Annotated in this window: 13 protein-coding genes and 1 tRNA gene; 10 read left to right on the plus strand and 4 right to left on the minus strand. The window is 62.1% G+C overall.

Annotated features, from left to right (window positions below; genetic code table 11):
- Nucleotides 1–249 precede the first annotated feature (249 nt).
- The 4 genes from pstB to pstS form a co-directional block, all read right to left on the minus strand.
- The gene (pstB, locus tag BI347_RS10560) at nucleotides 250–1023 is read right to left on the minus strand and encodes a phosphate ABC transporter ATP-binding protein PstB (RefSeq protein WP_420837166.1); all 774 of its coding nucleotides are present in this window, start codon (nucleotides 1021–1023) and stop codon (nucleotides 250–252) included.
- Nucleotides 1024–1026: 3 nt separating this feature from the next.
- The gene (pstA, locus tag BI347_RS10565; protein ID WP_071112946.1) at nucleotides 1027–1914 is read right to left on the minus strand and encodes a phosphate ABC transporter permease PstA; all 888 of its coding nucleotides are present in this window, start codon (nucleotides 1912–1914) and stop codon (nucleotides 1027–1029) included.
- Between the two features lie 34 nt (nucleotides 1915–1948).
- On the minus strand, nucleotides 1949–2911 hold the full coding sequence (pstC, locus tag BI347_RS10570) for a phosphate ABC transporter permease subunit PstC (RefSeq protein WP_071115852.1): 963 nt from the start codon (nucleotides 2909–2911) through the stop codon (nucleotides 1949–1951).
- 85 nt (nucleotides 2912–2996) lie between these two features.
- Nucleotides 2997–4034, minus strand: a complete 1038-nt coding sequence (pstS, locus tag BI347_RS10575) for a phosphate ABC transporter substrate-binding protein PstS (RefSeq protein WP_071112539.1) — start codon at nucleotides 4032–4034, stop codon at nucleotides 2997–2999.
- Between the two features lie 167 nt (nucleotides 4035–4201).
- On the opposite strand from pstS, the gene tpiA reads away from it, so the two are divergent.
- From tpiA to nuoG, 10 genes are all read left to right on the plus strand, one after another.
- Complete coding sequence (tpiA, locus tag BI347_RS10580; RefSeq protein WP_083338818.1) at nucleotides 4202–4951, plus strand: triose-phosphate isomerase; 750 nt, start codon at nucleotides 4202–4204, stop codon at nucleotides 4949–4951.
- Nucleotide 4952: 1 nt separating this feature from the next.
- Nucleotides 4953–5303 carry a preprotein translocase subunit SecG gene (secG, locus tag BI347_RS10585; protein ID WP_071112540.1) on the plus strand — a complete coding sequence of 117 codons (351 nt, stop codon included), beginning with the start codon at nucleotides 4953–4955 and terminating at the stop codon, nucleotides 5301–5303.
- Between the two features lie 19 nt (nucleotides 5304–5322).
- Nucleotides 5323–5407 (plus strand) — tRNA-Leu (locus BI347_RS10590).
- A gap of 91 nt (nucleotides 5408–5498) precedes the next feature.
- Entirely contained in the window at nucleotides 5499–5855 is a 357-nt protein-coding gene (locus tag BI347_RS10595; RefSeq protein ID WP_071112541.1) for an NADH-quinone oxidoreductase subunit A, read from the plus strand.
- Nucleotides 5846–6322 carry a NuoB/complex I 20 kDa subunit family protein gene (locus BI347_RS10600; protein ID WP_011134497.1) on the plus strand — a complete coding sequence of 159 codons (477 nt, stop codon included), beginning with the start codon at nucleotides 5846–5848 and terminating at the stop codon, nucleotides 6320–6322. Before BI347_RS10595 ends, BI347_RS10600 begins: the two co-directional genes overlap by 10 nt.
- 11 nt (nucleotides 6323–6333) lie before the next feature.
- A complete protein-coding gene (locus tag BI347_RS10605) occupies nucleotides 6334–6930 on the plus strand; it encodes an NADH-quinone oxidoreductase subunit C (RefSeq protein WP_071115853.1) in 597 nt (198 codons plus the stop codon).
- Complete coding sequence (locus BI347_RS10610; RefSeq protein ID WP_071112543.1) at nucleotides 6923–8176, plus strand: NADH-quinone oxidoreductase subunit D; 1254 nt, start codon at nucleotides 6923–6925, stop codon at nucleotides 8174–8176. The genes BI347_RS10605 and BI347_RS10610 overlap by 8 nt, the downstream gene beginning before the upstream one ends.
- Entirely contained in the window at nucleotides 8176–8676 is a 501-nt protein-coding gene (gene nuoE / locus BI347_RS10615; protein ID WP_071115854.1) for an NADH-quinone oxidoreductase subunit NuoE, read from the plus strand. The genes BI347_RS10610 and nuoE overlap by 1 nt, the downstream gene beginning before the upstream one ends.
- Nucleotides 8676–9971: an NADH-quinone oxidoreductase subunit NuoF gene (gene nuoF, locus BI347_RS10620; protein ID WP_071115855.1), complete on the plus strand. Its 1296-nt coding sequence runs from the start codon at nucleotides 8676–8678 to the stop codon at nucleotides 9969–9971. The genes nuoE and nuoF overlap by 1 nt, the downstream gene beginning before the upstream one ends.
- A gap of 3 nt (nucleotides 9972–9974) precedes the next feature.
- Nucleotides 9975–12326, plus strand: coding sequence for an NADH-quinone oxidoreductase subunit NuoG (nuoG, locus tag BI347_RS10625; protein WP_071115856.1), 2352 nt, complete (start codon nucleotides 9975–9977; stop codon nucleotides 12324–12326).

Below are 12326 nucleotides of genomic sequence, written 5' to 3' on the forward strand. Positions count from 1 at the left end.
CTGCGATAATCGTAAAGGCGGGATTGTTGGGTTCCAGGCCAATGGCGTCAAGTGTTTATAAAAAAAAAATAAACCCTGTGGTTTTGCCTGCGAAAACGGCAAAATCAGCTTGACAGCATCGGCGGGCAAGCCAGCTAAGTCCATGATTTTTCATCATGTCATCGGCATCGCGTGCTGGCTGTGATATATGGTGCGCGGCTGGCGGCATCGATATTTGTCATGCGCGCCAGCCGCGGCGGCGGGAAGGGGTCAGCCGAACTTGCCGGTGATGTAGTCTTCGGTCGCCTTCTGCTGCGGGGTGGTGAAGATGGTGTCGGTCTTGCCGAACTCCACCAGCTCGCCCAGATACATATAGGCGGTGAAGTCGGACACCCGCGCCGCCTGCTGCATATTGTGCGTGACGATGGCGATGGTGTAGTCCTCCTTCAGTTCATGAATCAGCTCTTCGATGTGGGCGGTGGAAATCGGGTCCAGCGCCGAAGTCGGTTCGTCCAGCAGCAGCACTTCCGGCTTGGAGGCCACCGCGCGGGCGATGCACAAGCGCTGTTGCTGGCCGCCGGACAGCGAGTGGCCGGACTGCTTGAGCTTGTCCTTCACCTCGTCCCACAGCGCGGCCTTGCGCAGCGCCCATTCCACTCGGTCTTCCATCTCGCCCTTGGACAGTTTCTCGTACAGCTTCACGCCGAAGGTGATGTTGTCGTAGATCGACATCGGAAACGGGGTGGGCTTCTGGAACACCATGCCCACCTTGGCGCGCAGCAAGTTGACGTCGATGTCGCGCGCCAGGATGTTCTGGCCGTCCAGCATGATGTCGCCCTCGGCGCGCAGGCCGGGGTAGAGCTCGTACATGCGGTTGAAGGTGCGCAGCAGCGTGGACTTGCCGCAGCCGGACGGGCCGATGAAGGCGGTGACCTTGTGCGGGGCGATTTCCAGCTGGATGTTTTTCAGCGCGTGGAAGTTGCCGTAGAAGAAATTGAGGTTGCGGACCTCGAGCTTGGTAGAGGGGCTAGCCATGGTTGTCATGCCTTAATTCGATTGATTTTTGCTGCCGCCCATCCAGCGGGCGACGATGTTCAGGGTCAGCACGCTGAAGGTGATCAGCAGCGAACCCGCCCACGCCAGTTTGTGCCAGTCCTCGTAGGGGCTCATGGCGAACTGGAAGATCACGATCGGCAGGTTGGCCATCGGCTGGTTCATATTGCTGTTGAAGAACTGGTTGTTCAGCGCGGTGAACAGCAGCGGCGCGGTTTCGCCGGAGATGCGCGCCACCGCCAGCAGGATGCCGGTCAGCACGCCGGCCTTGGCCGAGCGCAGCGTGACGGTGAGAATCACCTTCCATTGCGGCGCGCCCAGCGCGATGGCCGCCTCGCGCAGGCTGTTGGGCACCAGGCGCAGCATGTTCTCGGTGGTACGCACCACCACCGGGATCACCAGGATGGCCAGCGCCACCGAGCCGGCCCAGCCGGAGAAATGCCCTACCGACACCACGTACACTTCGTAGACGAACAGGCCGATCACGATGGACGGCGCCGACAGCAGGATGTCGTTGATGAAGCGGGTGGCCGGCGCCAGCCAGCCGCGCTGGCCGTATTCGGCCAGGTAGATGCCGGCCAGGATGCCGATCGGCGTGCCGAACAGCGTGCCGAAGCCGGTCATCACCAGGCTGCCGTAGATGGCGTTGGCCAGGCCGCCGGTGCTGCCCGGCGGCGGGGTGCTTTCGGTGAACACGCGCCAGTCTATGCCGGACAAGCCGTATTGCAGCAGGGTGGCCAGAATCCAGAACAGCCAGAATAGGCCGAACACCATGGTGAACATCGAGCCGGCCATGGTCAGGCGGTTGACCACGCGGCGGCGGCGGTAGGTGAGACTGTCCTGTTTCAGGCTGACAGGCGCGCGCTGGAGGGCTTGGCTCATGGAACTTTGGCTCATGGAGGAGGCGTCTTTCATATCAGGAAGGCTGGCCTTCCTGCTTCTTCAGGCGCAGCAGCAACAGCTTGGAGCAGGACAGCACGACAAAGGTGATGAAGAACAGGATCAGGCCCAGTTCGATCAGCGAGCCCATGTATAGGTCGCCGTTGGCTTCGGCGAACTCGTTGGCCAGCGACGAGGCGATGGAATTGCCCGGCTCGAACAGGCTGGTGGTGAAACGGGTGGAGTTGCCGATGACGAAGGTCACCGCCATGGTTTCGCCCAGCGCGCGGCCGAGGCCCAGCATGATGCCGCCGACCACGCCGGTCTTGGTGTAGGGCAGCACGATGTAGCGCACCACCTCCCAGGTGGTGGAGCCCAGGCCATAGGCCGATTCCTTGAGCATCACAGGCACCACCTCGAACACATCGCGCATCACCGAGGCGATGAAGGGAATCACCATGATGGCCAGGATCAGGCCGGCAGTGAACATGCCAATGCCCATCGGCGCGCCCTGAAACAAGAAACCCAGCAGCGGCAGATCGCCCAGATTTTCGATCAGCCAGGGCTGGATGTGGTCGGAGAAGAAGGGCGCGAACACGAACAAGCCCCACATGCCGTAGATGATGGACGGGATGCCGGCCAACAGCTCGATGGCGATGCCCAGCGGGCGCTTCAACCAGCTGGGGCACAGTTCGGTCAGGAACAGCGCGATGCCGAAGCTGACCGGCACGCCGATCAGCAGGGCGATGACGGAGGTGGCCAGGGTGCCGAAGATGGGCACCACCGCGCCGAATTTGTTCTGTACGGGATCCCAGTCGGTATTGAACAGGAAGCCCCAGCCGAAGCCCTTGATGCTGGGCATCGCGCCGATCAGCAGCGAAATGAGGATAGCCACCAACAGCGCCAGCACCAGGAAGGCGAAGCAGCGGGTGGTGATGCGGAACAGCTTGTCCAGCAACATCTGGTAGGTCAGCTGCTGCTCATTGCTCAGTTTTTGCATGTGTCGATTCTTGATGGTTCAGACACAAGGCCGGAGAGAGCTCACTCTCCCCGGCCTGGGTGACGATCAGTATAACTTCAGCTTGTCAGTTCCAGACAGTCTTGCCGCTGCCGTCGGTGATCTGCTTCCAGCTGGAGCGAATGATGGTCTTGACGTTGTCCGGCATCGGGATGTAGTCCAACTCCTGCGCGGTCTTGTCGCCGTTCTTGTAAGCCCAGTCGAAGTACTTCAGCACTTCGGTGGCCTGAGCCGGCTTGTCCTGCTTCTTGTGCATCAGGATGAAGGTGGCGCCGGCGATCGGCCAGCTCTGCTTGCCGGGCTGGTTGGTCAGCAGCAGGTAGAAACCCTGGGCCTTTTTCCAGTCGGCGTTGGCGGCGGCGGCCTTGAACGAGGCTTCTTCCGGCTTGACGAAGGCACCGGCCTGGTTCTGCAGCAGGCCGTAGCTCAGCTTGTTCTGCTTGGCGTAGGCGTACTCGACGTAGCCGATCGAGCCCTTGATGCGCGACACGTAGTTGGCCACGCCTTCGTTGCCCTTGCCGCCGACCGAGCTGCCCTTCCAGCTGACGGCGGTGTTGGAGCCGACGTCCTTCGCCCATTCCGGCGAAACCTTGGACAGGTAGTTGGTGAAGATGAAAGTGGTGCCGGAGCCGTCGGAGCGGCGCACCACGGAAATGCGCTGGTCAGGCAGCTTGACGCCAGGATTCAGCTTGGCGATTGCGGCGTCGTTCCACTTGGCGATCTTGCCCATGTAGATGTCGGCCAGCAGCGGGCCGGTGAACTTGATCTGGCCGGCGGCGATGCCCGGGATGTTGTACACCGGCACCACGCCGCCCATTACGGTCGGGAATTGGGTCAGGCCGGACTTTTCCAGCTCTTCGGGCTTCAGCGGCATGTCGGAGGCGCCGAAATCGACAGTCTTGGACTGGATCTGCTTGATGCCGCCGCCGGAACCGATGGACTGGTAGTTCATGTTGTTGCCGGTGTTGCCCTTGTAGGTGGCGGCCCACTTGGCGTACAGCGGATAGGGAAAGGTCGCGCCGGCGCCGGTGATGTCGGCTGCGTAGACCGAACCTGCGATCAGCACGGAACCAAGAGCCGCTGCCAGACGTACAGACTGTTTCATGCTTAACTCCCGAACGATGTAATGAGACTGCTGTTGTGATTGCCGCCATCGTATAGCTGAAATCTTGCAGTAATATTACAAGTCGTAAATGCTTGACCTGAAGACGTTGGTGCGGTCCGGTGGGCAGGGTATAATCCGTCGCAACAATACATACGGTGGAGAGACAGATGTCCGGCAAGCTGGTGATTGGCAACTGGAAGATGAACACCCGCGGCGACAGCGCCCGCCAGCTGGCGGCCGAGCTGCTGGCGGATCGGGACACCAATCGCGAGGGGGTGGCCATCGCCGCGCCGGCGGTCTATCTGGCTGAGCTGGCCGAGCAGCTGAAGGGCAGCGGCATCGCGCTGTCGGCGCAGGACGTCAGCCGCTTCGACGCCGACGGCGCCTTCACCGGCGAGGTGAGCGCCGCGATGCTGGCGGATGCCGGCTGCCGCTACGCGCTGGTCGGCCATTCCGAACGCCGCCAGTATTTCGCCGAGAGCAACGAGGCGCTGCTGAAGAAGATGCGCCATGCCATCGCCGCCGGCCTGGTACCGGTATTGTGCGTCGGCGAGACGCTGGAGCAGCGCGAGGCGGGCGATTATATGGAAGTGGTGCGCCGGCAGCTTGCGCTTCTGGCCGACATCGACCATGGTGATGAATACGTCGTCGCTTATGAGCCGGTATGGGCCATAGGCACCGGCAAGGTTGCCACTCTGGAGCAGATCGCCGAAATCCATGCATTCATCAAAAATTGGTGCTTGCAAAAGGCCGGGGGCTCGGCTAAGATTCGCGTCCTCTACGGCGGCAGTGTCAAAGCAGAGAACGCCGAGTCCATTCTGGCGACGAAACACGTCGACGGAGCATTGGTCGGAGGGGCCTCTCTGGACGCCCGTTCATTCAGAGTGATTTGCCAAGCCGCAGGAAAAATGATATAGTATGGAACTTCTCAAGACGCTTATTTGGATTGTAAACCTCCTGTCCGCAGTGAGTATCATCGTCCTTGTTCTGATGCAGCACGGCAAGGGTGCCGATATGGGTGCGGCGTTTGGTAGCGGATCATCCGGCAGTCTGTTCGGCGCGTCTGGTTCCGCGAATTTTCTGAGTAGAACGACCGCGGTAGCTGCGGTGGTGTTCTTCTCCGCCTCCATGGCGCTGGCTTTCCTTTCCGGGGGTGGGAAGGATAATCTCGGTGTCATGGCGGGAAAGATTGAACAGGTTGCGCCGCAAATCCCGGCAGGCGCGCCTAATAACAAAGCTTCGGGCACAGCTTCCAAAATCCCGGAGTGACAATTTATAGCTTTGCTGTGCCGACATGGTGAAATTGGTAGACACGCTATCTTGAGGGGGTAGTGGCGAAAGCTGTGTGAGTTCGAGTCTCACTGTCGGCACCACCATTCAAAAACAGGCCACCGGGACTCCGGTGGCCTGTTTTATTTGGAGCCTAGGGGGGGTGACCCCTCTTTTTTTGGGGGTGTACGGGAAATGCTGCAAAACTACTTTCCCATTCTGATGTTTGTCATTGTCGGACTTTTGGTCGGCGTGGGCCCTATCTTTCTGGGCAAGCTGCTGGCGCCAAATCGTCCCGACTCTGAGAAACTTTCTCCATACGAATGCGGCTTCGAGGCCTTCGAAGATGCCCGCATGAAGTTTGACGTCCGCTATTACCTGATTGCCATTCTCTTCATCCTGTTCGACCTGGAAATTGCCTTCCTGTTTCCTTGGGCCGTGGTGCTGAAGGACCTGGGCGTTTATGGTCTTGGCGTGATGATCGAGTTTCTGGCCGTGCTGACGCTCGGCTTCGTCTACATGTGGAAGAAGGGAGCTCTGGAATGGGAGTAGAAGGGATTCTGGAGAAAGGCTTCGTCACGACGACGGCCGACAAACTTATCAACTATACCCGAACCGGTTCGCTGTGGCCGATGACCTTCGGTCTGGCCTGTTGTGCGGTCGAAATGATGCACGCCGGCGCGGCGCGTTATGACCTGGACCGCTTCGGCGTCGTGTTCAGACCCAGCCCCCGCCAGTCCGACCTGATGATCGTCGCCGGCACGCTGTGCAACAAGATGGCGCCGGCGCTGCGCAAGGTCTACGACCAGATGGCCGAGCCGCGCTGGGTGATTTCCATGGGATCCTGTGCCAACGGCGGCGGGTATTACCATTATTCCTATTCTGTAGTTCGCGGCTGCGACCGCATCGTGCCGGTCGATGTCTATGTGCCGGGCTGTCCTCCGACGGCCGAGGCGCTGCTGTACGGCATCATCCAGCTGCAGAACAAGATCAAACGTACCAATACCATCGCCCGCTAAGGTAGAAACTTATGGCCTCCAAGAAAATGGAAGCGTTGGGGTCGGTCGTTGCCGAGGCGCTTGGCGACAAGCTCGTGCGCAGCACGCTGGCCCTGGATGAGCTGACCATCGTGTGCAAGGCGGCGGATCTGTCTGCCGTGGCCGTCACGCTGCGCGACCACGCCGAGCTCGCTTTCGAACAGTGCATCGATCTGTGCGGCATGGACTACAGCGCCTACCGCGACGAACCGTGGGATGGTCCGCGCTTCGCCGTGGTCTACCACCTGTTGTCGGTCAAGCTGAACCACCGCATCCGCCTGCGCGTCTTCGCCGAAGACGATTCCTTCCCGGTCGTCCCGTCGGTCAACGGTGTCTGGAACGCGGCCAACTGGTTCGAGCGCGAAGCGTTCGACTTGTACGGCATCGTGTTCGAAGGCCACCCCGACCTGCGCCGCCTGCTGACCGACTACGGTTTCGTCGGCCACCCGTTCCGCAAGGATTTCCCGCTGTCCGGCCACGTCGAGATGCGTTATGACCCGACCCAGCAGCGCGTGATCTACCAGCCCGTCACCATCGAGCCGCGCGAAATCACTCCGCGCATCATTCGCGAGGAGAACTACGGTGGCTGAAATCCGTAACTACACCCTCAACTTCGGCCCGCAACACCCGGCGGCGCACGGCGTGCTGCGTCTGGTGCTGGAGCTGGACGGCGAAGTCGTCCAGCGCGCCGACCCGCACATCGGCCTGTTGCACCGCGGCACCGAGAAGCTGGCCGAGCACAAGACCTTCATCCAGTCGCTGCCCTATATGGACCGTCTCGACTACGTGTCGATGATGTGCAACGAGCACGCCTACTGCCTGACCATCGAGAAGCTGATGGGCATCGAGGTGCCGGAGCGCGCGCAGTACATCCGCGTGATGTTCGCCGAAGTGACCCGCGTGCTCAACCATCTGCTGTGGATCGGCGCCCATGCGCTGGACATCGGCGCGATGACCATGTTCCTGTACGCGTTCCGCGAGCGCGAGGATCTGATGGACTGCTACGAGGCGGTATCCGGCGCGCGCATGCACGCCGCCTACTTCCGTCCGGGCGGCGTCTATCGAGACTTGCCGGATTCGATGCCGCAGTACACCGTGTCCAAGATCAAGAACGCCAAGGAGCTGGCGCGCCTGAATGAAGGCCGCAAGGGTTCGATGCTGGACTTCATCAGCGATTTCACCGAGCGATTCCCCGGCTACATCGATGAGTATGAAACGTTGCTGACCGACAACCGCATCTGGAAGCAGCGTACCGTCGGCATCGGCGTGGTGAGCCCCGAACGCGCGCTGAACCTCGGTATGACCGGTCCGATGCTGCGCGGTTCCGGCATCGCCTGGGATCTGCGCAAGACCCAGCCGTACGACGTCTACGACAAGATGGACTTCGACGTGCCGGTGGGCGTGAAGGGCGACTGCTACGACCGCTACCTGGTGCGGGTGGAAGAGATGCGCCAGTCCAACCGCATCATCCAGCAGTGCGTGGCCTGGCTGCGCGCCAACCCCGGCCCGGTGATCACGGACAACCACAAGGTGGCTCCGCCTTCGCGCGAAGGCATGAAGTCCAATATGGAAGACCTGATCCACCACTTCAAGCTGTTCACCGAAGGCATGCACGTGCCGGAAGGCGAGGCTTACGTGGGCACCGAACACCCGAAGGGCGAGTTCGGCGTCTATCTGGTATCCGATGGCGCCAACAAGCCGTACCGCCTGAAGATCCGCGCGCCGGGTTATGCCCACCTGGCGGCGCTGGACGAGATGGCCAAGGGCCACATGATCGCCGACGTCGTCGCCATCATTGGTACCCAGGACATCGTATTTGGGGAGATTGACCGCTGATGCTGTCCGCACAATCGTTAGCCTTGATCGACCGCGAGGTCGCCAAATATCCCGCAGACCAGAAGCGCTCGGCCGTCATGGGCGCGCTGCGCATTGCGCTGGATGAGCGCCGCGCCAGCGGCAGGACGCCGGAAGAACGCTGCCTCAGCACCGAGCTGATCGAGTTCGTCGCCAACTACCTGGGCATCGCCCCGGTGGCGGCCTACGAAGTGGCGACCTTCTACAACATGTACGACATGAAGCCGGTGGGCCAGTACAAGATCACCGTCTGCACCAACCTGCCCTGTGCGCTGTCTGGCGGCGTCAACGCCGCGCAGTACATCTCGCAGAAGCTGGGCATCGCCATCGGCGAGACCAGCGCGGACGGCAAGTACACCTTGCTGGAAGGCGAGTGCATGGGCGCCTGCGGCGACGCGCCGGTCTTGCTGGTGAACAACCACAAGATGTGCAGTTTCATGACGCCCGAAGCAATCGATAAAAAACTGGCGGAGTTGAAATAATGGCAGTCTTCGTCAATGGCGTGATTTTCGACGGCGTCGACACCGCGCAGCCCGACTGCTGGCGGCTGGACGCCTATGTGGCCCGCGGCGGCTACCAGGCGCTGCGCAGCATCCTCGAGCGCAAGATGGCGCAAGAGGACGTGATCGCGGAAGTGAAGAACTCCGGCCTGCGCGGCCGCGGCGGCGCGGGCTTCCCCACCGGCCTGAAGTGGAGCTTCATGCCGCGCTCGTTCCCGGGCGACAAGTACGTCGTCTGCAACACCGACGAGGGCGAGCCGGGCACCTTCAAGGACCGCGACATCATCCGCTACAATCCGCATTCGCTGATTGAAGGCATGATCATCGCCGGTTACGCGATGGGCACCAAGGCCGGCTACAACTACATCCACGGCGAAATCTTCGAAGACTACGTGTTGTTCGAAGAGGCGCTGGACGAGGCGCGCAAGGCGGGCTTGCTGGGCGAGAACATCCTGGGCTCCGGCTTCAGTTTCGACCTGTTCGCGCACCACGGCTATGGCGCCTACATCTGCGGCGAGGAAACCGCGCTGCTGGAATCGCTGGAAGGCAAGAAGGGCCAACCGCGCTTCAAGCCGCCGTTCCCGGCCAGCTTCGGCCTCTACGGCAAGCCGACCACGATCAACAACACCGAGTCCTTCGCCTCGGTGCCGTTCATCATTCGCGACGGCGCGCAGAAGTTCCTGGAGGCAGGCAAGCCCAACAACGGCGGCACCAAGCTGTTCTCGGTGTCCGGCCACGTCAATCGTCCGGGCAATTACGAGATTCCGCTGGGCACCCCGTTCTCGGTGCTGCTGGAAATGGCCGGCGGCATGAAGGACGGCAAGAAGCTGAAGGCGGTGATCCCGGGCGGTTCGTCCGCGCCGGTGCTGCCGGGCGACGTGATGATGCAATGCACGATGGATTACGACAGCATCGCCAAGGCCGGCTCCATGCTCGGCTCCGGCGCTGTCATCGTAATGAATGAAGACGTGTGCATGATCAAGGCGCTGGAGCGTCTGGCCTACTTCTATCACGAGGAATCCTGCGGCCAGTGCACGCCGTGCCGCGAAGGCACCGGCTGGCTGTACAAGGTGATCCATCGCATCGCGGGCGGCCAGGGCCGTGCCGGCGATCTGGAGCTTCTGGATTCCGTAGGCAACAACATGGCCGGCCGCACCATCTGCGCGCTGGCCGACGCCGCGGTGTTCCCGGTTCGCAGTTTCACCAAGCATTTCCGCGCAGAGTTCGAGTACGCGATCGAACACGGAAAGACCTTGGTGGATCACAAATGGTGTTGAGCGATGCTTGAAATCGAAATCGACGGTAAGAAACTGACGGTGCCGCAGGGCAGCACCGTCATCGAGGCTGCCCACTCGGTGGGCACCTATATTCCGCACTTCTGCTACCACAAGAAGCTATCCATCGCGGCCAACTGCCGCATGTGCCTGGTGGAAGTGGAAAAGGCGCCCAAGCCGCTGCCGGCCTGCGCCACTCCCGTGACCGACGGCATGAAGGTCCATACCGCCTCGCCGTTGGCCAAGAAGGCCCAGCAGGGCGTGATGGAGTTCCTGCTGATCAACCACCCGCTGGATTGCCCGATCTGCGACCAAGGCGGCGAATGCCAGCTGCAGGATCTGGCGGTAGGCTATGGCAACTCGACCTCGCGTTACGAGGAAGAGAAGCGCGTGGTGGTGGGCAAGGACATGGGCCCGCTGGTTTCCGCCGAGGAAATGTCGCGCTGCATCCACTGCACGCGCTGCGTCCGCTTCACTGAAGAAGTGGGCGGCTTCCAGGAAATCGGCATGGCCAACCGCAGCGAATTCTCGGAAATCCTGCCCTTCCTGGGCAAGACCGTGGATTCGGAAATCTCCGGCAACGTGATCGATCTGTGCCCGGTGGGCGCGCTGACCTCCAAGCCGTTCCGCTACAGCACCCGCGCCTGGGAGCTGTCGCGCCGCAAGTCGGTCAGCCCGCACGACGGCCTGGGCTCCAATCTGGTGGTGCAGGTCAAGCAGAACGAAGTGATGCGCGTGCTGCCGCTGGAGAACGAGGCCATCAACGAATGCTGGATCGCCGACCGCGACCGCTTCTCGTACGAAGGCCTGAACAGCGCCGAGCGTCTGACCAAGCCGATGATCAAGTTCGACGGCAAGTGGCACGACACCGACTGGGAAACCGCACTGGAATACGTGGTGAAGGGCCTGAACGGCGTGTCCGCCGATCACGGCAAGGACGCCATCGGCTTCCTGACCAGCCCGCACTCCACCACCGAAGAGCTGTTCCTGGCGCAGAAGTTGGCGCGCGCCTTCGGCGTCAACAGCGTCGACTACCGCCTGCGCCGCAGCGATTTCTCCGCCGACGCGGCGAAGCAGGGCGCCGAATGGCTGGGCTCCACCATTGCCGAACTGGCCGCCGCCAAGTCGGTATTGGTCGTTGGCTCCACGCTGCGCAAGGAGCAGCCGCTGCTGGCCTCGCGCCTGCGCGCCGCGGTGAAGCAGGGCAATGAGCTGAACATTATCCATGTCGCCGACGACAATCTGCTGACCAAGATCAACGGCAAGCTGATCGTGTCGCCGCTGGCTTTGGTGAACGCGCTGTCGCAGGTGCTGAAGGCTGTGCTGGAGATCAAATCCGGCGAAACCGCCATCGATCTGTCCGCCGTGGATGTTTCCGCAGAATCCCGTCGCATCGCCGAGAGCCTGAGCGCCGCCGAATCGGCCGCCGTGGTGTTGGGCAATGTCGCCCAGCATCATCCGGCCTACGGCCAGTTGCTGTCGCTGGCGCAGGAAATCGCCCGCCTGTCGGGCGCGCGCTTCGGCATTCTGGCCGAAGCCGCCAACAGCGTCGGCGCCGAACTGGCGGGCGCGCTGCCGACCCGTGGCGCGCTGGGCGCGGCCGTCAACGCCGGCGACAACGCCGCCGCGATGATCGCCAAGCCGCGCAAGGCCTATGTGCTGTTGAACACCGAAGTGGAGTTCGACAGCTACAACAGCCAGGCCGCCGTGGCCGCGATGAAGCAGGCCGCCACCGTGATCGCGCTGACCGCCTACAAGGGCCAGGGCCTGCTGGATTACGCCGACGTGCTGCTGCCGATCGCGCCGTTCTCGGAAACCGCTGGCTCCTTCGTCAACATGGAAGGCAAGCTGCAGACCTTCAACGGCGTGGTGAGGCCGCTGGGCGAAACCCGCCCGGCCTGGAAGGTGCTGCGCGTGCTGGGCAATATGCTGAGCCTGCCGGGCTTCGACTACAACAGCGTCGAGGAAGTGCGCGCCGAGTTCGCCAAGGGCGACCTGGCCGCCGCGCTGAACAACGCGCTGTCCGCGGTCGCGGCCAAGCCGGCTATCGCCTCCGGCATCGTCCGCGTCGGCGAAGTGCCGATGTACCAGTCTGACGCCATCTGCCGCCGCGCGCCGTCGCTGCAAGCCACCAACGAGGCCAAAGCCCCGGTGGCGCGCGCGCACAGCAGCCTGCTGCAGAAACTGGGCATCGCCGCCGACAGCACCGCGCTGCTCAAGCAGGGCGAGGGCGAGGCGCGCGTCAAGGTGGAAGCCGACGACAGCCTGCCGGCCGATGTGGTACGGGTTGCCTCCGCGCACGCAGCTACGCTGCTGCTTGGCGGCATGTTCGACGCTATCGAGATCAAGCAGGGGTAA

This window comes from Chromobacterium sphagni (assembly GCF_001855575.1).
In the GTDB taxonomy this organism is placed as follows: Bacteria; Pseudomonadota; Gammaproteobacteria; order Burkholderiales; family Chromobacteriaceae; genus Chromobacterium; species Chromobacterium sphagni.